The organism is Paenibacillus sp. NRS-1760, assembly GCF_050467785.1.
Taxonomy (GTDB): Bacteria; Bacillota; Bacilli; order Paenibacillales; family Paenibacillaceae; genus Pristimantibacillus.
In genome coordinates this window covers 227,442-249,480 of sequence record NZ_JBITPK010000007.1, presented here as the reverse complement: position 1 = coordinate 249,480, position 22,039 = coordinate 227,442, and the positions used below count along the sequence as shown (strand labels likewise).

At 43.4% G+C, this 22,039-nt stretch carries 23 protein-coding genes and 1 pseudogene; 16 read left to right on the top strand and 8 right to left on the bottom strand.

All coding sequences use genetic code 11. From position 1 onward, the window contains the following. Nucleotides 1-180: 180 nt before the first annotated feature. The 6 genes from trpB (at nucleotide 181) to ACIFSR_RS05145 (ending at nucleotide 6,037) form a co-directional block, all read left to right on the top strand. A complete protein-coding gene (gene trpB, locus ACIFSR_RS05170; protein WP_430055492.1) occupies nucleotides 181-1,341 on the top strand; it encodes a tryptophan synthase subunit beta in 1,161 nt (386 codons plus the stop codon). 265 nt (nucleotides 1,342-1,606) lie between these two features. Beyond that, the gene (locus tag ACIFSR_RS05165) at nucleotides 1,607-2,461 is read left to right on the top strand and encodes a sulfurtransferase (RefSeq protein WP_339206575.1); all 855 of its coding nucleotides are present in this window, start codon (nucleotides 1,607-1,609) and stop codon (nucleotides 2,459-2,461) included. A 434-nt stretch (nucleotides 2,462-2,895) separates the two neighbouring features. Then, a complete protein-coding gene (locus ACIFSR_RS05160) occupies nucleotides 2,896-3,441 on the top strand; it encodes a 50S ribosomal protein L25 (RefSeq protein ID WP_430055489.1) in 546 nt (181 codons plus the stop codon). 181 nt (nucleotides 3,442-3,622) lie between these two features. Further along, nucleotides 3,623-4,216 carry a DJ-1/PfpI family protein gene (locus ACIFSR_RS05155; RefSeq protein ID WP_430055487.1) on the top strand — a complete coding sequence of 198 codons (594 nt, stop codon included), beginning with the start codon at nucleotides 3,623-3,625 and terminating at the stop codon, nucleotides 4,214-4,216. A gap of 497 nt (nucleotides 4,217-4,713) precedes the next feature. Then, nucleotides 4,714-5,541 (top strand): helix-turn-helix transcriptional regulator, encoded by an 828-nt coding sequence (locus tag ACIFSR_RS05150; protein WP_430055484.1) that lies wholly within the window; start codon nucleotides 4,714-4,716, stop codon nucleotides 5,539-5,541. Between the two features lie 133 nt (nucleotides 5,542-5,674). Further along, a complete protein-coding gene (locus ACIFSR_RS05145; RefSeq protein ID WP_430056186.1) occupies nucleotides 5,675-6,037 on the top strand; it encodes a cupin domain-containing protein in 363 nt (120 codons plus the stop codon). Between the two features lie 300 nt (nucleotides 6,038-6,337). On the opposite strand, the gene ACIFSR_RS05140 is transcribed toward ACIFSR_RS05145, so the two are convergent. After that, on the bottom strand, nucleotides 6,338-6,976 hold the full coding sequence (locus ACIFSR_RS05140) for a nitroreductase family protein (RefSeq protein ID WP_430055481.1): 639 nt from the start codon (nucleotides 6,974-6,976) through the stop codon (nucleotides 6,338-6,340). Nucleotides 6,977-7,093: 117 nt separating this feature from the next. Here ACIFSR_RS05140 and ACIFSR_RS05135 point away from each other — a divergent pair, with 117 nt between their 5' ends. Together ACIFSR_RS05135 and ACIFSR_RS05130 are read left to right on the top strand one after the other, a co-directional pair. Next, nucleotides 7,094-7,456, top strand: coding sequence for a MerR family transcriptional regulator (locus tag ACIFSR_RS05135; protein WP_430055478.1), 363 nt, complete (start codon nucleotides 7,094-7,096; stop codon nucleotides 7,454-7,456). A gap of 269 nt (nucleotides 7,457-7,725) precedes the next feature. Continuing rightward, nucleotides 7,726-9,156 carry a VanZ family protein gene (locus ACIFSR_RS05130; protein WP_430055475.1) on the top strand — a complete coding sequence of 477 codons (1,431 nt, stop codon included), beginning with the start codon at nucleotides 7,726-7,728 and terminating at the stop codon, nucleotides 9,154-9,156. Nucleotides 9,157-9,312: 156 nt separating this feature from the next. Here ACIFSR_RS05130 and ACIFSR_RS05125 read toward each other — a convergent pair whose 3' ends face one another. The 4 genes from ACIFSR_RS05125 to ACIFSR_RS05110 form a co-directional block, all read right to left on the bottom strand. Next, a complete protein-coding gene (locus tag ACIFSR_RS05125; RefSeq protein ID WP_339206586.1) occupies nucleotides 9,313-10,092 on the bottom strand; it encodes an aminoglycoside N(3)-acetyltransferase in 780 nt (259 codons plus the stop codon). Nucleotides 10,093-10,336: 244 nt separating this feature from the next. Beyond that, complete coding sequence (locus tag ACIFSR_RS05120; RefSeq protein ID WP_339206587.1) at nucleotides 10,337-11,047, bottom strand: DUF4386 domain-containing protein; 711 nt, start codon at nucleotides 11,045-11,047, stop codon at nucleotides 10,337-10,339. 21 nt (nucleotides 11,048-11,068) lie between these two features. After that, entirely contained in the window at nucleotides 11,069-11,287 is a 219-nt protein-coding gene (locus ACIFSR_RS05115; RefSeq protein ID WP_339206589.1) for a helix-turn-helix transcriptional regulator, read from the bottom strand. Between the two features lies 1 nt (nucleotide 11,288). Beyond that, nucleotides 11,289-11,735, bottom strand: coding sequence for a hypothetical protein (locus tag ACIFSR_RS05110; RefSeq protein WP_339206590.1), 447 nt, complete (start codon nucleotides 11,733-11,735; stop codon nucleotides 11,289-11,291). 246 nt (nucleotides 11,736-11,981) lie between these two features. Between ACIFSR_RS05110 and ACIFSR_RS05105 the strand changes: the two genes are divergently transcribed. From ACIFSR_RS05105 to ACIFSR_RS05075, 7 genes are all read left to right on the top strand, one after another. Next, the gene (locus ACIFSR_RS05105) at nucleotides 11,982-12,455 is read left to right on the top strand and encodes a MarR family winged helix-turn-helix transcriptional regulator (protein WP_339206591.1); all 474 of its coding nucleotides are present in this window, start codon (nucleotides 11,982-11,984) and stop codon (nucleotides 12,453-12,455) included. A 74-nt stretch (nucleotides 12,456-12,529) separates the two neighbouring features. Further along, complete coding sequence (locus ACIFSR_RS05100; RefSeq protein ID WP_339206592.1) at nucleotides 12,530-12,898, top strand: VOC family protein; 369 nt, start codon at nucleotides 12,530-12,532, stop codon at nucleotides 12,896-12,898. After that, on the top strand, nucleotides 12,898-13,569 hold the full coding sequence (locus tag ACIFSR_RS05095) for a hypothetical protein (RefSeq protein WP_339206593.1): 672 nt from the start codon (nucleotides 12,898-12,900) through the stop codon (nucleotides 13,567-13,569). Before ACIFSR_RS05100 ends, ACIFSR_RS05095 begins: the two co-directional genes overlap by 1 nt. Before the next feature lie 270 nt (nucleotides 13,570-13,839). Next, entirely contained in the window at nucleotides 13,840-14,766 is a 927-nt protein-coding gene (locus tag ACIFSR_RS05090) for a hypothetical protein (protein WP_430055469.1), read from the top strand. A gap of 92 nt (nucleotides 14,767-14,858) precedes the next feature. Then, entirely contained in the window at nucleotides 14,859-15,221 is a 363-nt protein-coding gene (locus tag ACIFSR_RS05085; RefSeq protein WP_430055466.1) for a BlaI/MecI/CopY family transcriptional regulator, read from the top strand. Nucleotides 15,222-15,223: 2 nt separating this feature from the next. After that, nucleotides 15,224-17,176 (top strand): M56 family metallopeptidase, encoded by a 1,953-nt coding sequence (locus ACIFSR_RS05080; protein ID WP_430055463.1) that lies wholly within the window; start codon nucleotides 15,224-15,226, stop codon nucleotides 17,174-17,176. A gap of 578 nt (nucleotides 17,177-17,754) precedes the next feature. After that, nucleotides 17,755-18,465 (top strand): lysoplasmalogenase, encoded by a 711-nt coding sequence (locus ACIFSR_RS05075; RefSeq protein WP_430055460.1) that lies wholly within the window; start codon nucleotides 17,755-17,757, stop codon nucleotides 18,463-18,465. Between the two features lie 94 nt (nucleotides 18,466-18,559). Here ACIFSR_RS05075 and ACIFSR_RS05070 read toward each other — a convergent pair. Beyond that, a pseudogene (locus ACIFSR_RS05070) lies at nucleotides 18,560-18,769 on the bottom strand (carbonate dehydratase); the annotation flags it as partial. A gap of 164 nt (nucleotides 18,770-18,933) precedes the next feature. Here ACIFSR_RS05070 and ACIFSR_RS05065 point away from each other — a divergent pair. Beyond that, nucleotides 18,934-19,374, top strand: coding sequence for a hypothetical protein (locus ACIFSR_RS05065; RefSeq protein WP_430055457.1), 441 nt, complete (start codon nucleotides 18,934-18,936; stop codon nucleotides 19,372-19,374). A 221-nt stretch (nucleotides 19,375-19,595) separates the two neighbouring features. Here ACIFSR_RS05065 and ACIFSR_RS05060 read toward each other — a convergent pair whose 3' ends face one another. Beyond that, entirely contained in the window at nucleotides 19,596-19,919 is a 324-nt protein-coding gene (locus tag ACIFSR_RS05060) for a 2Fe-2S iron-sulfur cluster-binding protein (protein WP_430055454.1), read from the bottom strand. A 226-nt stretch (nucleotides 19,920-20,145) separates the two neighbouring features. Next, on the bottom strand, nucleotides 20,146-21,882 hold the full coding sequence (locus ACIFSR_RS05055) for an ABC transporter ATP-binding protein (RefSeq protein ID WP_339206600.1): 1,737 nt from the start codon (nucleotides 21,880-21,882) through the stop codon (nucleotides 20,146-20,148). Nucleotides 21,883-22,039 lie beyond the last annotated feature (157 nt).

Genomic DNA, 22,039 nt, shown 5'->3' with positions numbered 1-22,039 from the left:
CGAAGAGGGCTGTAACAGGTTAAGGACAAGTTTACGATTGGAAGTCTTTTTCAGAGCATGACTGCAAGCTAGAGTGTTATTATTCTATCGGGTGACAATACACGCGTATAAAATATTACAGAAAATTATGGTAATATAGTTTTGATAGATTACCATTTTAGTTTATGGAGGCGCTTACTTATGGACCAACAGTTGCAGCAAGAGGGGTACTTCGGGGAATTCGGAGGAAGCTTCGTTCCACCGGAATTGCAGGAAGTGCTAAACTATTTGAGCGAGCAATTTTACAAGTTCAGGGAAGATCCAGACTTTCAGGAAGAGCTCAGCTATTACCTGCGTGAATATGTTGGCCGCAAGAGCCCGCTCACGTATGCGGAGAGACTGTCCAAATCGTGGGGAGGACCCAAGATCTACTTAAAGCGCGAAGATCTGAACCATACTGGTGCGCATAAGATCAACAACGCCATTGGCCAGATCCTGCTAGCCAAGCGAATGGGCGCCAAGCGGATTATCGCCGAGACTGGTGCTGGTCAGCACGGAGTTGCGACAGCAACGGCTTGTGCAATGTTTAATATGGAATGTGTCATCTACATGGGAGCAGAAGATATGCGCCGTCAGGCGCTTAACGTGTTCCGGATGGAACTGCTCGGTGCTACTGTTGTACCGGTTGATAAGGGTCAGGGTCGACTGAAGGACGCTGTGGACGAAGCATTGGGCGATCTGGTTCGCAATTATAAAAATACGTTTTACTTGCTCGGTTCTGCGGTTGGTCCACATCCGTTTCCGACGATGGTCAAGCATTTTCAAGCGGTCATCAGTGAAGAGTCAAAGCAGCAGATTTTGGAGAAGGAAGGTCGTTTGCCTGATGCGGTAGTAGCCTGTGCGGGCGGCGGCAGCAATGCGATTGGCGCATTCGCTCATTACATCGACGAGCCGAGCGTTCGCTTAATCGGCGTTGAACCCGATCAAGCACCGACCTTAACGGAAGGCGTTCCGGGCATGATTCACGGCTTCAAATGCTTGGTACTGCTGGACGAGGAAGGAGAGCCGCGGAAGACGTATTCAATCGCCGCGGGGCTCGATTATCCGGGTATCGGGCCGGAGCATAGCCATTTGAAGGTGACTGGACGCGCCGAATATGCGACGGTTACCAATGAGGAAGTGCTGGAAGCATTCCAAGAACTTTCTCGTACGGAAGGAATTATCCCTGCCTTGGAGAGCGCGCACGCGGTTGCCTATGCCAAGAAGCTGGCGCCAATGATGGATCAAGAACAGATCTTGATCATTAACCTTTCCGGACGTGGAGACAAAGATGTCGAGCAAGTATTTCAGATGATTAAATAATAACAAACGTCGGCTGCATCTATGCAAGATCGGCTGCGGTACGATGAAAACAATCACGATTATATCGATGTAATCTAGAATTTGGAATAGCAGACCGGGAGCCTCCTAAGTGGAGAGACTCCCGGTCTTTGTTATATAATTGGCAGAAGCGCTCCATTGAAGATTGGAATCACACCATATACTATAGATATGAAGGCTAATAGAGCAATCTAAGGCTAAAGGTTCCATAATGGATTACATAAATGAACGAAAGAGGCGAGTCAAAATGAATAACATCGTGTCGTTGGAATGGCTAAAGGAGAAACTCGGTGAGCCGAAACTCGTCATCGCGGATTGCCGTTTTCGTTTGGACGATCCCGATGCGGGGCTCAGAGCGTATGAGGAGTCCCATATTCCGGGGGCTGTTTATATGGATCTGGAGAAGGATCTATCCGGTGAGGTCGAGGAATATGGCGGACGCCATCCGCTTCCCGATATTTTTGCAATGACAGTGACGTTCGGCAGGACGGGCATAAGCAATGATTCGATTGTGGTCGCTTATGACGATCAAGGCGGAGCGATGGCTTCCCGGCTGTGGTGGCTGCTGAAGTATATGGGGCATGAGCAGGTCTATGTGCTGGACAAAGGCTTCTCTGCTTGGGTCAAAGAAGGGTTGCCTGTATCAACCGAGAACAAAGTGGTACAGCCTGCGACATACCTTGCAACGGTTCAGCACAATATGCTAGTTGAAATGGATGAGGTTAGGGAGCTGCTTGGCAGCGAGGGAGTAACGCTTATTGACTCGCGCGAAGCTCCACGCTACCGCGGAGAGGTCGAGCCGATCGACCGCGTCGCAGGCCACATTCCAGGCGCGATTAATCGTTTCTGGAAAGAGGGTCTAACGGAATCCGGCGCTTGGAAGGACGTCACCGCTCAAACTGATCGGTTCCATGATCTGGACAAGAACGGCGAGCTGATCGTGTATTGCGGATCAGGCGTCACAGCCACGCCAAACGTCATTGCGCTGCAGGAAGCAGGCTTCACGAAAGTGCGCTTGTATGCGGGAAGCTGGAGTGATTGGATTAGTTTCTCTAACAACCCCATCGCCATCGGGGACGAAGAAGAACGGTTAGAAGAATAGCAGTAATTATTCGATGAATACATCGCCATGCAGCTTGTAAGCTGCGGCGATGTATTTTTATATCGTGAACTCAACACGAGGTCAACAAATGGATTTCGAACGATGAAATGAATTATTTTCTGAGACCTAGCGTACACTCATGTTCATCCTAATTACGCAAAGATGCCGGACTCTTCGCCCGTAATTGCCTAGCGTCCTGATTAGACAACGTGACGTTTGTATGATATGGTGTGGTTTACAGATAGGCATTCCACTTTCCGAAGTGGGGTGCCTTCCTGTATATTTACGGAGGTTTTACATTAAATGTATTGTGCCGTAATCGGCAGAACATGGAGGTGGTGATGCTATGTTTCGCTCTTTATCCCCAATCGGGGAAGATTCAGCGACTAAGGAACGAGCGCAAAGATCTTTTAATAAAGAGGAGAGAGTTAAGCATGACAACATTTATGCAAGCAGAGAAACGTACACATTTGAATACATCAGGGCTTCGTAATCTACGTAAATCAGGTCGTCTGCCTGGTATTGTGTTTGGTAGGAATGTAGAAAATAAGATGGTTCATATTTCAACGATAGAATTTCATAAGTGGTTGAAGCAAGGTACATCTGGTTTTATCGATATACAGCTTGACGGGAAAGATTCGGTGTCCGTATTGCTTGAGGATCTCCAGCGAGATCCGGTAACGCGTGACTTGATTCATGTTGATTTCCAGCAAGTGCAGAATAACGAAATCGTATGCACAAAGGTTCCGGTAAAATTCATAGGCAAGCCAATCGGATTGAAGCAGGGCGGGATTGTACAACTTCAGTCCGAGTTTATTGAGGTAGAAGCTTTGCCAAGGCATTTGCCATCGGTGATAGAATATGATATCAGCGGCATGAATATCGGTGAATCCGTCTATGTGAAGGATTTGGATTTGTCATCAGAAGTTACACTTATTTCCGGTAAAAACGAGTTTCTCGTATCTGTAGTAAAGCCTTAACTCATCCTATTAGGTTTCAACGATTAAAAACACGTCGTATCTACAGCTTACCTGCTGGTACGACGTGTTTTTGCGTAATTTGACATCTTCCTACCGTTCTTAAGGACCATTGACGGCGCTTGCAGATTATCCCCATAATAGAAAAAGGTGTTACATAAATTTACAGTTGGGAGAGGGTAAAATGTCCAAACGCGTGCTTATTCTAACCGGCGACGGTGCAGAGGTTCTGGAGGTTTATTATCCATTCTATCGGTTGAAGGAAGAGGGCTACGAGGCGGTGATCGCTTCGCCGAGAAAGAAGACATTGAATACGGTATGCCACGACTTCATCGAGGGATGGGATACTTATTCGGAGAAGCCAGCTCATCTGCTGCCGTCTGATATAGCCTTTGCGGACGTGGAGCCTGCTGACTACGATGCCGTGATCATCCCAGGCGGACGCGCTCCTGAGTTCATCCGCAACGATCAAGATCTTCCGCGAATTGTCCAGCACTTTCTGGATGCGGACAAGCCTGTAGGCGCGATTTGTCACGGTGCTCAGGTATTCCTGGCGCTGCCCGATCGTTCCTACTTTAAAGGCAGAACGTTAACGGCATACAATGCGTGCAAGCTAGAAGTCGAATCACTCGGCGCAGAATATGCAAGCGAGACACTGCATGTAGACGGAAATTTAGTATCGGGTCACGCATGGCCTGATCTCCCTGGATTTATGCGGGAATTTCTAAATCTGCTTGGCCGGACGTCGAACAAGGAACTAACCTCAACCACGAACTAATTCTTAATACAGCGAATATGCATTGCCTTTCAAGTGTTGGCTTTGCATACGAATAGAAGGATGAAAAGACACCTTGGGGGTGTCTTTTTTGACATATGCGCGCCTAGCCAGCGACGAGTAAGTGCTGAGAGGCATAACAGTATGAATGATTTGAATACATCGCCATGTGGGCTTAATGCTCTAGGCGATGTATTTTTTTGTGCTTGGAATCAATACAAAGCCGACGAAAAAATTGGAATATGCTCATGAAATGCTCTTAACAGAGTACATGCTCATAAACTATAAACTCTTAGTAGAGAATATGATGTCTGGTTACTTACAAAAGGAGGCTGTCAGCAGTAATTTGACTAACGGCAGATTGTAAATGATAATTGTTATCAATAACGTGAAAATAGATGAAAGTCCTCATGCTCACCTTTCTGTATTCCAGCGGACACAGAATATACAACGATCATTCGAGATTAACGGTCAATTACTATTGAAATGAGGTAAGCAAAGTGAAAATCGACATTGATCAGTTAGCAGAGCATCTGGCACACACTCCTTTTCAAGTACAAGGAGTATATCGATACGCTAGAAATCCAGGCGTGCCTCACGCCGACTATACAGATTCTTTTCCTGGATTTGTGTTTCCTCTTACAGGAAAAATACAATTTCAATTTAATGACACGCCTTATATCTTTTCGCCAGGAAAAGTTGTACATGGGGCTGCAAAAATGAAACTAGGCCAAAAAGTGTTTGGTGAAACGGACTGGGAATATATCTTAGTTTTATACCGGATATGTAACTCGGAACTAGAAGAGTCAAGCTTTTCTCATCAGCATTTCGAATTATTAACAGGGCAGTCCCCTCGTCTAAATGAATTAATTATGCGTCTTTGGCGTGTTTATAATCAGCGTGGAGGCATTTCAAAGTTTCAGACCGAGATGCTGTTCCGCGATGTACTGAATGAAGCCTTATTATGTGTTGATAATAGGCAAAATAGCTGTGAATCACATACTTTATTCGAACGGGTATCTCATTATATTCAAGAATACTATTATCAAAGCCTTACAATAGCATCGCTTGCAGAACAGAATAACGTTAATCGCAATCGACTTTCTTATGTGTTTAGAAGGCATGCAGGTATGGGGCCTGCACAATATTTATTAAAATATCGTATAAACATGGCGCAAGAAATGTTATTTACAAGTGATGCACCTGTACAACAAATTGCGGAAACTGTTGGATTTGCTGACCCTTTTTATTTTAGTAGAGTGTTCAAAAAGCAAATAGGTATTGCTCCCACTGAATATCGAGAGAAATTCATCAATAATCCAAGCTAGTTTCAATAAGCATCCATTCAAATCAAAATATGACTTTACTATAATAATGGAAACGGAAATAAGCGCTTTATTACATCTGAGTGTCTGTTAACTATAAGGGTATATTGGAAATTTGAAAAAAGGAGGGATTAATATCCATTATCAAGCTATTAACCTGAATGAGAAGCTATCTAAATTCAATGACTATTGGTCTCTGAAAGTCATTGGTGAAATGAATGACTATCAATTTAAGCTTATTAAGATTGCTGGGGATTATGAATGGCACGTTCATGAGGATACCGATAAGGTATTTATCGCACTTGAAGGGGAGATGATCCTTGACTTTCGTGATGGCCAAGTGATAATTTCCAAGGGTGAAATGTTTATTGTCCCAAGGGGAATAGAGATGAAGCCTTCCGCCGAAGAGGAATGCCATATCATGCTGGTGGAGCCTAAAAGCGTTATAAACACTAGCGATACGGAGTCCGAATTAACAGCAGCCGATACATGGATCTAGTGCTTGTTACTAGTACGAACTAATCTATGGGAATATGGTTTTTTGTTCCAATTCATAGGAGTGATGAAGTGGTAAACCGTATTCGTGATGGCTTAATTTCCAGTGGGTTTTGCTGTACTAAGACAGCCTGATTGGGAGATTTGCTTAATAGAAATGTCGTGTTTAATTTTTGTCGCTACAATGAAGGACACCCAATTAGGGTGTCCTTCATTTCGCTTTATAGATGTTAAGATGAACTTTTAACTAGTTCTTCCTGTTTATAAGCGACTTTGCTTATTTAAGTTTTATTTTGAACAATGATTATTTCCAAAATGTAATTTTGTCAGAGCTTAATCGAACGGATTCATGTCCTTCTTCCTTTGCTTTTCCTATTGAAATAATCATGACTGGAACATAGCGCTCTTCATCTAAATCAAATGCTTTAGCTACCTGGTCAACTTCAAATCCTGCCATTGGATTCGTATCATACCCATGTGCACGAGCTACTAGCATTAACTGCATGGCAAAGAGGCTGCTATCGACCTTTGCAACTTCAACTTTCATTTCCTTTGGTAGAGTTGGATACATCGATAGAATGGTTGCGACTTGACTATCGCGTACTTCAGCTGGCATTTTTCCTTGTTCCACGGCAGTATTGTAAATTTCTTCAACATATAAATAGCTTTGGGTATCACCAAAAATTAATAACATGGCAGATGAAGTATCGTTTTGTACAGTATTGAAACGTACAAGGGGTCTTAATTTCTCTTTTCCTTCCGGAGTATCAACTACAAGTACACGCCAAGGCTGCATATTCGCAGAGGAAGGAGCAAGACTGGCTTCCGCAATCATTTCGCTTATCTCTTCTTTTGATATTTTAATGCTCTCATCATAATTACGCACTGAACGTCTTCCCGTAACTATACTGGTGAAATTGTTATTTTGAATGTGGTTAAACATAGAATCTCTCCTTTTGATAACATAAGGTTTTTTTGACATTGTGTATGTCGTTCGTTATCATAATTGCATTATGAACTATAAACCAAGGTTTATAGCAAATAAATAAAGCGAGGCCATATGATGAAAATAAACGATGTTTCAAAATTAACGGGTCTGCCTATATCAACCTTGAGATTCTATGAACGTAAAAACCTAATTCCGGACACATTTGTCAAAAGAGATGCAAATAATTATCGTATTTATACTGAGGAAATTGTTGAATTTCTAGAAGATGTGAAGGCACTTTTATCTGTAGGCTTTTCGGTAGAAGAGTTGAGTTTACTAGTAAATCAAGAACTTAATTTATCATACGAGGTAAAGAAAAAAATAGTTGAACAAAAAATTGAAGAAATTGAGGATATTCAGAAGCGATTAAAAAAGTCGAAAAATTTTCTGCAAGCAACCTTGGAAGGAAAAGCGAATTTTCAAACGAAGTGTTAATGCTGTTGAGAGTCTAAAATAGTATGAATGATTTGAATACATCACCATGTAGGCCGCGTGCCTTGGGTGATGTATTTTTGCGTTCGAAAGCTCCTCGCTGCATCGTTCGATAAAGCGCTATCGAGGTTAGATATATTAGTGTAAACCTTAAATATTATTAAAGGTTTCTTAAGGAATTAGAAAAAGACGATTTAAAGTGCCGTGTTATAATGAAAAATCACATGAGAATAAGACAGTACGATTTTGTGTTCGATATGAGGAGGAATATTGTGAGCATTACAGATATGTTCAATTACTTACGCTTTCTGGGATTGCCAGTGGTCATTGTAGTTGGAGTCGAGCTGCTGCTTATTGCAGGTTATTATACATTTTATTATCGCAAAAGAAGGCGAGAGGAAGAGCCCTGGCTGCCTATGAGCAAGCTTATACTCGGTGCGCTTTTCATCGGTTATATTGTTTTTGTTCTCCAGTTGACCGTTATCGGCCGAGGTACGTCACATTTCTTGGAAATGAACTTATATCCTTTCGGTGGCTACATTGAAGCATGGCAAAAATATTCGCTAAGAGAGTTTCAGAACGGCATTTTTAATATTTTAATGTTTGTGCCATTGGGGATTTTGCTGCCATGTTTGAGTTACAAGTTTAGAGCGTTCAAACCGCTTCTTCTTGTTGTTGTATGTGCAACATTAGCTATCGAAACGTATCAGACGCTTACTGGCGCAGGTCTATTTGAGGTTGATGATCTTATTAACAATACACTTGGCGGCATTATGGGCTACCAGTTGTATAGACTTGCTGCTTCTATCATTGAGCACAAAAAAGTTAAGATCAAGAGCCTGCTGGGCAATCTGTCCATCCCCATAGCAATCGGTTTGATGTTTTGTGCAATGAGTATCGTCTACAATCAGCAGGAGTTTGGTCAACTAGCCATTAATTCATATCACAAATGGAATATGAAAGGCGTTGAGCTTAGCGCTTCACTCACGTTAAGCCCAGAACCAAATGCTGCAGCGGTATACAAAAGAGTCGTAAATAATGATGAAATCGCAGCTCCGCTGCGGCAAAAACTAGAATTGACCGAGCTAAGCGTCAAGAAGTGGGGAAGTGATCGTGAAAGTGTGTTAACGAGCAATAGCGGAATACACTACACGTTATTTCAATCCAAAGAGGGAAACTGGTCGTTAACTGAAAATGATTACGTCCCAGCGCAAGACTCGCTAATTAATCCGAATTCTATGTTAGAGAAGGCGAAAACGATTGCGGATGATTTGGGCTTACCTACCGAGAAGGCTGAATTGCGAGGAGTAGATGACGGTGAGTATGCATGGTCACTCTCGCAGATTCCTGGAATGAACGAGGATTATTGGACAGGCGATTTCTCCATTGGCCTAAAAGAGGATGGCAGCATCTACGCGATCAATAGCGGAATTAAGCACAATCTGTTTGTGCTTACGATGGATCTATTATCTCCAGCCGAAGTATATAAACGCATAGAGGATGGGGAATTTCAGCAGCTGCAAAGAAATGCCTTATTAACAAAGGATCAGCTTGAAATAAAAAAGGGTGACCATCTAGAAATAAAAGGAATAGAACTAATCTATATGTATGATTCAAAAGACTTTTATCGGCCTGTATACCAGGTTAATGGAACATATAATGGAGATCCCAATTGGTTTACCTTGATTGATGCAAAGAATTAAAAAAGCTGGTTTGGGCTTATTTTATTTTAATCTATATCCCTGAAAGCATATCTCAGGAAGCTTTATAAAAGGGTACCCATACAATGGACATTTTTAAAAGAATGTTTAGCGTAGGGGTACCTTTTTGTAGCTAGAGTGATTAGTGGGGGCGAGCCGTCACGCTCTATTTTTCTCCATCCAAGGCACGGTCCAGTCGATCAGGGGTCTTACTTCCATAAATCGCACATCAGCATTTCCTACTTTATGAATTTTTATATTTTTTTGTTGATCATATTCCTTTCCTAATCTACTAAAATCTTCGTCGTCGACTGCTTGAGTAGAATAAGTAACCCACGTTCTCTTGCCATCAATCATGATTGCACTGCTCTCATCTGCAAATCTTTTGGAAGAAAAATTTGCTCTCGTTTCCGCTAAATGCAGGGATGTATTTTTTTCATAGCCAACACCAAGTAATAGTACATGTCCATCTAATTTATACAATTTATCTACAGGGGAGCCGCTGCCAAAAATATTGCTTAAATCATGTTTTTCAGTTACATATTCCGCGTGTTTCCCTACTGCTGCTATCGACCTTGCCGGGTGATCAGACCTTTTGGCCCCTGGCCACTGTCTAAACATTTCAGCCACGGCACCCATACCAATGGCAGGTGTTATTTCTTTATCATATGCGGGCCAGTTTTCTCGAATAATAGGCCACCATTCCTTCGGTTCATTCCAATGAACTCCAGTAGAGGGATCAAGGTTTTTCCATGTCTGAGAAGGCATCATCAATGTTCCTTCTTTTCCTACGATTTCAAGAAGTGACCTAATCAATGTTTCAGCCCCGCCTACAACAAATCCCAAGCTTTTTAATGAAGTATGTACAAATATGGTTTGCCCTTCCGTTAATCCGCAGTTTTTGAACTGTGTAATTAAATCCTCTTTCGTTAAAATCATTCTCGTTTCTTCGTTTCCAGTCATTGTGCATCCTCCATTTCATTTGGAAAACAAAATAACCCCGCTACAGGTAGCGGGGTTGTCTCTAGCATTGCCAGAAAAGCATAGCCCTTGAATTACTCAAAATGGAATTATTTTTCAATAGTATATCAACAAAAATGACAGTCTACAATGGTCAGCAGAAAAAAATGCTCTTCAATTTAATTATCATAGAATACATCGACAAATAGGCTGCAGTATTCGTTTATGGCCGTCTTTTTGCTGCGGATAAATGTGCAATTGCAGCCCCATTAAACCCTTTAGCAATAAGCCATACTGCTAAAATCATTTCATTCGCCGCTACAGGAAGGGACATTAGTGCGCCCCAAACGGAAAGCTGAGAAAATACGCCGAACATTTCCAACAATGCTGCAATGAAAACAAGAGCTGCCCCTGTCATCCCCAATAGGGAGATAAAACGCGGTACAAGCCTGGATTGATAGAAGATATAGCTGTACATCATTGTATTGATCCCCAGCATGAAGTTAGGACCGAGTAGGAATGTCCAGTTGTGAACGGAATGCAATAAAGTGCCCGAGGCTTGGAAGGAAGCCACGTTCGAGGCGCCTGATGCTACATACTCCTGGCTCAAGGTTAACAGGGACAGCACGCTGACGATGCCGATAGTAATAATAACGGCTTCCATAAACCGAAAGCAAACATGGCCGAGCGCGATACTTTCATTATACCTACGCAAGAATGGAAACATAATGATGGATGTGCCAACCGCTGAAACGACAAGAATTAATTCCATCAACGCGCCTAGAATTACTTGGTTGGCGTGCTCAGCACCGGTTACCAAGTAATCGGGATCATTGAGGATCGGGTCGTACAATATAAGTCCAATGATTGACGAAACCGCCGCAAGGATAAACAGTACGCCCACGACTTTCGCAGCTAACTTGGCTGATCTCATATTTAACCTCCATCTATTTCATTACTGATGTTCTCCGTAGAAAAAAACCTCTTCCAAATGCAGGTTGAAGGCATGAGCGATACGAAAAGCTAGCTCCAGAGAGGGAGAGTAGTTGCCCTTTTCCAGTGCTACGATGGTTTGTCTGGTTACGCCCACCTTGTCAGCCAACTGCTGCTGCGTCATTTCGTCATGGTTGAATCGTAATTTGCGAATGTGATTGCCGACAAGATTTTTACTCATCTTAAACTCCTCTCCGATAATGATACAGTTTCGTCACAGAACCGGTGATATCGGAAATGAATCCCGAGACAATCAAGATGACGAACATCACCTGTACTGGCTGCTCAATGACGAGCGATCCCATGGCTAGAAGAAAGCCGAGGATAAATACGAAAAAACCGTTTCGATTCGCCTTCAATTCGATGTGTTTATCCAGTTCGTCCGCGAACGTTGGCTCCTTTTCCCCAGTTGTGATTCTAAAAATGATGTTGAAAACAATGCTGATCACGATATGTGCGAGGATGGAAACTAAAGTCAGGACGAGGACGAAAGAACCCCAATACCGAAAGGTTTCTGACATATCCATTCCATCTGCCGGATATTGCACGTACTTGTACGCGCTAAAAGAAATGAATATGAGGATGGCGCTGAAGATAGATACGATACTTTTCTTCTCTTGATAGGTCAAGCCGTTCACCTCCTATAGAATAAATTTTACAAGTTAAGTTTTATATACATAATGTATTAAAAACCATTCATAATGTCAAGTTTATTTTACATTAAAAGTGGAATTGACGGGATTAGCTATGCGGGGTCATTCGGTCAAATGATGATGAGGTGCGAGAAAAGTTATAAATATTCACAGAAAAATAGTTGCAATAGCATTCTATATTTCATATACTGACATTAGTTGCAATGACATACTATTTAAGGGGTGAGAAAACTGAGCGAATATAGGAAGCTGGCTGAGAAGCATGAATCGGAATCTCACGGACAATATATTTCTGCCATCTACCGCCATATGCAAGTCTTGATATCAGCGGAGCTGGCACCTTATCGAATCGGCAGCGGGCAGTATATTTTCCTAATGGCCATAGCATCTCAGCAGCCCATTACTCAAAAAGCTTTAAGCGAGAAGCTGCTTATTGATAAGACGACTACCGCTAAGGCGATTGCAAAGCTAGAAGCAGAAGGATACGTGCGCAGGGAAGTTGATCCCGAGGATAACCGCTATCAGCAGCTTTATTTGACAGAATCGGCACAGGACGTGGTACCGAAAGTACAGGAAGCGTTAGACAGGGTAAAGAGTAGAACCAAGCAGGGAATTTCCGATGAGGAATATGATCTATTTATAAGCCTGTTGAAGGTTGTGCTTAGCAATCTGAGCAGGCAGGATGAAATGATGTAATGAAAAATGTCACATAAGCAATTGAAATTACAAATGCAGCGTATGACCAAACGAACCTTGGGAGGGTGCAAAGGATGATAGCATATCCGTTTATCGTAGTGGACAACTGCAAGGAGGAAATGAAGTATTATCAAAGCGTTTTTGGCGGCGAGATTGCGATTCTACGCAAGCAAGGGGAAGAGGTACTCAATGCGGACCTGCAAGTGGGGGATGCAATCCTTAAGTTTGCAGATACTCAAGCAGCGAAACCTGAGCTGATGGGTGATTATGTAAGAGTCTTTCTGAAAATCGAGACGGAGGAGGCTTATCGAGGAATTTACAATGAATTTGCCTCCAGCGGGACAGTTAATACGGAAATATATGAAGCTCCATTTAACGGCCTGCTGGCTATCGTTACCGACCGGAACGGCATATGCTGGGTGTTGTCCTTTTATCGAAGCTAATGTTAGATAATTGGGAATGGAACGTTATTGTTCACTCTGTGGAACGGGAAGAAATCTTCTTTGCCCCAAATACTGATGGGCAGGTGCAGGCACAGGGCTATCGGCTACATGTTAATACGGATCTGTCAGCAGAGCTACGTGCGCAGGATCAGGTTCGAATGACTGTTGGCGAATTAGGTAAACCCGACTGGGCTGCTTTTATCGGAACGGTAGTGGATTGCAGTCCTGATTCCATCCTGCTTTATACGAGTCCCCAATATGAGTCAAGTCTAATGAACACAAGGCAGCTTGAACGCCTATTCTCACCGCTCACTTCTATAGAGGGAGCCCATAGTGTTATTGATAAGTTCGGTTTTTTCCCTCCGTTTCATTACGATGAAATAACAAAGGTCCGCATTGAAGCTGCAGGACTGCATGGCAATCAGAAAAACTTGTATGTAACGATCAGACATACATCCGCAGGTGGGCTGGAGCAGCCTATTGCTTTGTATTTCGAAGACATCCAGCATGAGAAAATAAGTCCCGCCGAGGAGTGCAATATCTGTTTGCAGCTGAGTCTCGCCTATGAAGGCGATCAGATTCGCGTCGAATTGGATGCCGTGTCTGGGTTTGAAGCATCGTTTCTATGCCGAAAAATGATTGTTCAATTTCATGATGAGAGTATGAGCTGAGAAACCTCATAGGTCAGACACTGAAAATACAGTGCATAATGGATCTTTGATTCATATGCGCTGTATTTTTTGATGCCTAAAAACAAATTTTGCTAAGGTCAGGTCTAACTTTCATCGTTATGATCATGAAGGATCATGCAGCAGGGCTTCATGTAACACTTTTTCCATTGCCATACTTTCGCCATGTTCAGGAGCATTCTGCTCAGACATAATTCAGTTATAAGTACAGAAGTTAGTTTGTTTTATAGCTGTCTTTAAGGAGGAATGGGCATGTTTAATAAAACGGTGGCGCTTCAACCTTTTGCTGATATTTCTGCGTATACGGATGGTTTCAAGATTGTCTCGGCACAAATTGGCTCCGATGGCTGCATGTATGTTTTGCTCATTAACGAGATCCCCGTTCGGGAACGAGGCATGTTCGTCCAAACGGTTCTAAGGAAAACATATACCTACAAGGTACTGCTCGTAGAAAAAGATTATGTTGATGAAGTGGTGATTGCGGATCAACATTTCAATTATCATTATGTCCAGCCGCTTCATAATCGTCTACTGTTAGTCGGAGCGCGCTGCTCTTACTATGGGGTAGGCAAATATGACCTGAACGCTAAAGTGTGTGATTTTAAAGGGAATACGATCCGAGAGTTTTTGCTTGGAGACGGCATTCAAAGTGTTCAAGTGACGGAGAAAGGGATCATTTGGACCAGTTATTTCGACGAAGGCGTGTTTGGAAACAACGGTTGGGATAAACCTGTAGGAGCGCAAGGCCTTGTGGCTTGGGATGAGAACGGCAACAAATTGTATGAGGACCAAGTGTCGGATATCGCCGATTGTTATGCTTTGAATGCAGTTAACGATGAGGAAGTTTGGTTTTATTATTATACGGACTTTTTGCTGGGCTGTATTTCCGGCGGAATCGAGCAGCCCAAGGTCACTTTTATAAATCCTGAGATTTCTGGCTCTTCGGGGTTTTGTACGGATGGTTATCACTTTCTGTTCGATGGCGGCTACGGAAAACACGGAACTTATATTCTTAAGAAAAATGAAAAACCGGGGAGCTTATCCGCAGGGTGCCGGATCCATTTTCTGAATGAAAAAGCCGAACCGCTTGTCCCGTTAACACAGGATTTTCGAGAGAATCGAGTGCTTTTCAGTGAAGGAAGCTTGTTGTACCTGGTGTCGGTGGAAGAAGTGGTTTAGCCTTGCTCTCCTATTTTCATTGACTAATCTGGTTTATAGTTATAAACTCGTTACAAAGGTTTATGATTATAAACCAGATAGGGGAGGTTATTATGAGTAACTTGAAGCTGTGTGAAAGTGATTATCGCTTTATGCTTGTTGTGTGGGAGAGCGAGCCGGTGGCATCCGGAAGGCTGGTAACTCTTTGTTCAGAAAAACTCGGCTGGAAGAAGCCAACCACCTATACCGTGCTTCGGAAAATGTGTGAAAAAGGACTTCTTAAAAATGAGGATACAATTGTAAGCTCCATTATTCCAAAAGAGCAGATCCAGGCGTATGAAAGCGAGCATTTTATTGAGCGGACTTTTGAGGGCTCGCTGCCTCAGTTTCTCGTCTCTTTTTTCGGCAATAAAGCTCTCTCCAATAAGGAAGCTGATGAGCTAAAGCGTCTAATTGATGAGCATAAGGAGGGGTGAGTATGGAAACGTTGTTTCTAAAAATACTCAATATGTCTCTCACGGCGTCTTATGTCATTATCGCAGTGCTTCTCATCCGTCTGCTGTTGAAACGGGCACCAAAGAAATATTCCTATTTGCTATGGGCGATTGTACTGTTCCGCTTAGTTTGTCCGGTGTCTATTTCCTCTGAGCTCAGCCTCTTTAATGCTCCCCCCTTTGATATGACCACAGCGCAAAAGAGCGGCGAAGCGGCACTGAGCTATGTCCCAGCGGACATCGGCTATATGGAGAAGCCGGGGATGACGGTAGGCATACCGACCGTAAATGTCATGATAAGCGACACGCTGCCTCCGGCTGAACCGAATGCTAGCGTAAATCCATTGCAAATATGGATACAGATCGGTACAGTTCTTTGGTGTTTAGGTGTTCTTGCGCTGCTTGTTTACAGCTTGGTGACCTATTTCCGATTGAAACGCCGCATGGCTACAGCGGTCCTACTGGATAAACATATATTCGAGTCCGACAACATCCGGTCGCCATTTATTCTCGGCTTTATCAAACCGCGAATTTATATTCCCTTTGGGCTTCAGGAGCAAGAACGAGTCTATATTCTGAAGCATGAAGCCTACCATTTAAAGAGGAAAGATCACTTAATCAAGCCGCTTGCCTTTGTGGTTCTTGCTTTTCACTGGTTTAATCCGCTTGCTTGGCTTGCCTTTATATTAATGGCCAAAGACATGGAGATGAGCTGCGATGAAAAGGTGCTATCGGAGACGGGTTCGGGAATCGCGAAGGATTATTGCACGTCATTGCTAGCCTTTGCGGCAAACCGTCGCTTACCGTCTGCTAGTCCGCTAGCCTTTGGAGAGACAGGCATCCGTGAGCGCGTCAAAAATATACTACGCTTTAAGACGCCAAAAAAACGGGTGATCGTATTCTCAGCCGCTGCTTGTATAATTGCTGTTGCCGTCTGTGCAACGAATCCAATCGTGAATGGGGCGTTGCAAGAGACTGGAGAACCGCATGGCAGCTATCGCTTTGAAGAACAGGTGTATATGAATTTACTGAGCTCGTTTGTAGCTGTCGATGGGTTTAAGGAGTACTATACATTTACCGAAAACTCGCTTATTATAACCGACGGAGCCGGCAATCAACAGAAAATGAAGGCTGTTTATGAACGGAAGGCTTTAGATGTGCAAAAGTTTAATGAAAGCTTTATGCCTAGCATTAATGTTCCTAATATTTTAGGCTATAAAGAAAGATATGAATACGTACTAACAGATTCGGCCGTTGATCCTGAATATCGTCTTTTTCTACTGGATGATGAGGTGTGGCTGGCAAAAACAAATAAGGATAACGTCAATACTCTAAAGAGCGAATATATTTGGAGCATCTACAAAATTTCGAAGGTAGACGAGGAGATAGTAGAATCGGAATCTATAGTGGGAACTCAGGACGGTGTGGATGCTTTTTTAGCTTTGCAAAAGGATTTTAATTCAGGCTACGACACAGACAAGTGTTATAACATCACACCACAATCTATTAGTGAAAACTCTGAGTATAGCATTTTCAAATATGACAAATCTGCCGCATCATTTTTGTTATATAAGGGAGTTGTGTATCCGCTTGGCGAGTGGTTTGGCGGGCTAGGCGTAACCAGCATGGCTCTAGCCGATCTGGATAACGACGGGGATTCCGAATTGTATTTTACATACTCATGGGGTTCTGGCCTTCATCGCTCTCATGCGGCTTATTTTAACCCGTCTGCCAAAGAAATTGTGATCTTACCCTACACAAACATGAATAAGGACATGACCCTCGTGGATCATGGTGACGGCAGTCTATCTCTATATGGGGCAGACATATCAAATCTAATAGATTTTGCTCATTTCGATAAGAAGAAATCGGATTTTATATCGGATATTGTTTATGAGAAAGGACAGATCTTATTAGGTGCAGCAGCTAATGTGTAAAGACGGAGGCGAACGCAACGATATGAAAGCTTCAAAAGCGTAGAAGCTAGAAGCTCAGATCACCGTAATTGAGGATGCAACTTTCACTGCTATGATCCAATTTCCATCCCAAAATCATTTTTCTAACGAACCGTATTGCCCTTATTGTGCATTAAAGTACAACTATTTTATTTTAACGAATCTGGATAACGTTATATCATGTTTTATTAGATATTATGAGCTGCTTTTCTCGAATTAACGATTATGGAGTTCGTTACAATTTTAATCGACTACCAATGGCTTAAATAGGAGCTATAAGGTTCGTAAGACATAGGTATGCTAAGAGAAGGACATCCTTCTGCCTAAGCTCCATCGAAAACAAAGCTGGGTCTGTTCCAAGTGTAGGTAATTCTACTTTTGGGATAGCCCTTTTTTAAATTAAAGAATGGCGATAAGGTACGAAAAAAGACTAATCGTTCTCTATTTTCGTTTATTTCATACCTTTGTTCTACTTTGAATAAGCAAAAATATTCATGTTTATGTCAGCGTTTACATCGTATCTAGGTTCGGGTAAAGTGATGGAATAAGGGGGATCGCATATGCGTAGAAGTTGGCTGCTGGGACTTATTATGTGTACAGGTTTAATTCATCTTGCGACGTTATCAGTGGACAGTACGGTGCTGCATTGGATATTCAAGCTTCTGCCAATGGCACTCATTATTACGCTCGTTGCTCGCAGTGTACCAGATGGACGCGGCCAAGCGGTTTATAGGAAGCTGATTCTGACAGGGCTGCTGTTTAGCCTATTGGGAGATGCGTTTCTACTGCTTCCCGATGATCCTTGGTTTGTGTTCGGATTGGGTACATTTCTAACGGGGCATTTGTTTTATGTGGCTGCAATGGTTGCTGGTTGGTTTAAGCAGCAATCGCGAATGAGCTGGTATGGTGTGCTTGCAGGCTTGATTATCGTCATTTACTCGGTGCTGCTGGGCAGTCGCTTTTATGAGCGTATTTCGGGGGATGAAAGCTTAAGCGGGTTATGGATTCCCGTCGTTGTCTACATTACCGTTATTGGAGCGATGTGCTTTACGGCAATTATGAGCCGCAATGCGTTTGCGATTGTTGGTGCGATCCTATTCGTTGCATCGGACTCGATACTGGCTTGGAATAAGTTTGTCGCAGATGTGCCTTATTCAGGTCTCCTTATTATGTCTACTTACTTCGCAGCTCAATTGTTGATTGCTTCAAGTGTACAGAAGGTCAAGAATGTTGGAGCGGCGGCCGCTAAGCCTAAGAACATCCCTCTGTGATTAAGAATACGAACTTGATGATTGTGAATCAAATTGGATCGAGAACAGGTGTCACCTGACACCTGATCGAACTTGGAGCATTGTTCAAACTAGATCATTTCAACAAGCGCTTGCGATCGTAGGAGATCCCACAAGAACAGCGATGAGTACCGAAAAGCGAGTTATAGGATGGAGGGAACTCGCGATTTACACGGCGAACCTCGCGAGAGAACTCTCTGCTATCCCTTGGAACTCTACGCAGCTTGTTGGCCTTTGCTTGGGTATCGATATGTGCTCCGGGAGGAACGAACCGATTGGGGGCAATTAGACGCTGATGGTTTCCAAAGCTTAACATTATTCCCCATGTCTTATTCTCCTCATGAGCAGTTTATATGCCTTCCCAACCCATTGAGCTGCCTTATACACACCAAAATCTATTAATCTCCATATGATAGTAGTAATTCTACTAATATTAAGGAGATGATAGGAATGATGAGAACAGGGGGAAGCAAGAGCGGAGGAGACCGAAGCTCAGGTTGCACATGCTCAAAGAACCGGAGCCATGGCGATAAAAGCGAAGGCCACAAGAGTGGAGGCCACAAAAACGAAGGACATAAAAGCGAAGGCCACAAAAATGAAGGTCACAAGAGCGAAGGCCATAAATGCTGCTGCGGTAAAAGCAGTGGAAGCAACAGCAATATTTTAAAAATTCTTTTGCGAATTGGTGTAGGAACACCCAATGTTCGGATTCATTTTGATGGAACATCGCATGTAGGCGTTTATTTGGGCATTTCAGACGGCAGCGTCATTCTTAATGTAAGAGGTGTCGTAGCATATATTAAAATAACTTCTATAACGGCTGTAGAGTTAGGTGTTAAAGTCAATAGAAAGTGTAAGAGAAAACAGTCGTGGAAATGCAAAAAAACATAAGCTATATGTGTGTACGCACTGGATATAACAACCGTACTGTTAGCAATAGGGCCGTGTTGATTTCCTTGTTTGGGTGGCACGATCTATTCATTATTCCTACCGATATAAACAAAAAAAGGGCTAGAAGCCCTTATTGCTGTAGATATGACCCAGATGGAGTTAGTTCACTTATTGTTATGATCGAAGCTTGCTTTTCCATCACCATATAACGCGGGAAATGATTAATCTTGGGGACGAGTGCCGGGCTCCAGGCCAGTAGAAGTCGCTGTCTTAATAAGCCGGACCGATAGGTCGCTATGCAGCCGAATTTGGCAGGATAGCCGAATAGCAGTATCCTCGATTCCTTTGTTGCGAAGAACTGTCGCTTCTGCCTCGCTCATCTCACCTGCATCTCCAGAGAGCACTTCTACAGCGCATGTCGTACACTTAACGTTCCCGCCGCATCGGTGCAGGACGTCGACTCCATTATCCTCTAACATTAGCACAAGCTTTGTGCCCTCAACTGCCTGAATGGCGTTTCTTCCTTCTACTTGAACCGTTGGCATTTGCCATTCCTCCTCGAATTGTTCATCCTCATATTACCTAACCAGCTTATATTAAACCATTATCTTATTGAATAAGTCCAATATTATAGCCCTTAACAGAACGAAGAGCCACAAGAGGGGTACTTTTTTCAAAGTATCCTTCTTATGGGGAAAATGGCTAAAATAAAAAGAATCGTGCCCGAAAGATCACTCATCTAACGGGGCACGATTCTTTAATGTCGCCAGCTTAGCTGGTTGCAACGGCCACCCAGTGGCCTTTTTTCACTTCCACGAATTCGGAGTGCTCGAGCTCGTAGGGATCAGCTTTGGCAGCTTCCTCATGCACTACCAGCTTCTTCTGCGATTCAACCTTGGGATCGGGTACTGGGATTGCCGCCAAAAGCGACTTCGTATAAGCATGGATCGGATTCGCGTAAAGCTCCTCGCTTTCGGCAAGCTCAACGATCTTCCCTTTATACATGACCGCGACGCGGTCGCTAATATGCTTCACCATCGATAAATCATGGGCGATGAACAGGTATGTCAGACCAAGCCTTTGCTGAAGCTCCTCGAGCAGCTTCACAATTTGTGCTTGAATGGAAACGTCGAGTGCGGACAATGGCTCGTCGCAGACGATAAATTCAGGCTCTACAGCGAGCGTCCGCGCAATGCCGATCCGCTGCCGTTGGCCGCCGGAAAATTCATGCGGGTAGCGCATGGCATGAGAAGGATCTAGCCCAACCATCTCAAGCAGCTCCTCGACACGTTTCTGACGATCCCGTTTGGAGGTCGTTATTTCGTGTACGTCAAGTGCTTCGCCAATAATATCAATGATGCGAAGCCTTGGATTTAGTGACGCGTACGGGTCCTGGAAGATCATGCCCATATGACGTCTCATCGTCTTCATCTCCGAGCGATTTAATTGCTGAAGCGGTATTCCTTTGAAAAGCACTTCGCCGCCCGTCGCCTCATTTAAGCGAAGAATTGTGCGGCCGGTCGTTGACTTTCCGCTGCCCGATTCACCGACAACTCCGAGCGTTTCGCCTGCCTGTATATCGAAGCTGATATCATTAACGGCCTTAACAATTTGCCCTTTTCCCATATCAAAATATTGCTTCAATGAACGGACCTGCAGCAAAGGCACTCCTTCTTCCCGCTGAATAATTGCAGGGATGGGCTTCGGTTTTTTCTTCTCGTCTAAACGAGGCAATGCATGGAGAAGCTTAACAGTGTAAGGATGCTGGGGACTAGCAAAGATTTGCTCCGTTGTTCCTGTCTCGACGATTTCTCCGTCCTTCATGACGACGACGCGATCACACATGCCGGCTACGACACCTAGGTCATGCGTAATTAAAATAATGGAGGTTCCCAGCTGCTTCTGTATATCCTTCATCTGGTTAAGGATCTGTGCCTGTATGGTAACGTCAAGCGACGTTGTCGGCTCATCTGCGATTAGCAGCGAAGGACGGCATGCCAGCGCAATGGCAATCATGACCCGCTGACGCATCCCGCCAGAGAATTCATGAGGGTACTGATGATAGCGGGCTTCGCTGTTCGGAATGCCTACGAGCTTCAACATCTCGATCGCTTCAGTACGGGCTTGCTTCTTGTCCAGCTTTTGATGCTTGATCAAGCTTTCTTCAATTTGGTTGCCGATCCGCATGGTCGGATTGAGCGATGACATGGGATCTTGAAAGATCATCCCGATATCTCTTCCTCGTATGGCTTCCATTTCTTTATCGGTTTTAAAGGCTAGATTTTGTCCTTGAAAAAGCACTTCACCGTTCTTCACCATGGAAGGGGGAGAGGGCAGCAACCTCATAATTGTACGCGCAGTAACGCTCTTTCCGCTGCCGGATTCGCCTACAATGCCGAGCGTTTCACCTTTTCGGACCTCAAAGCTGACGTGACGTACCGCTTCTATTTCTTTGTTACGGGCGAAAAAAGAAACCGATAAATCGTTAACTTGTAATAATGTATCCATATATGCACCTGCAATTCTGTGGTTTTCCAATTGAGATTAGGGTAATTTAAATAGAGATTCTTATTTATACCTGATATTCCTTATATCATGTATAATGAAAAAAAGTAAGTAACAAAGTTATAAGTTATTGACATATTCCAGTCCATAAAATAAAATC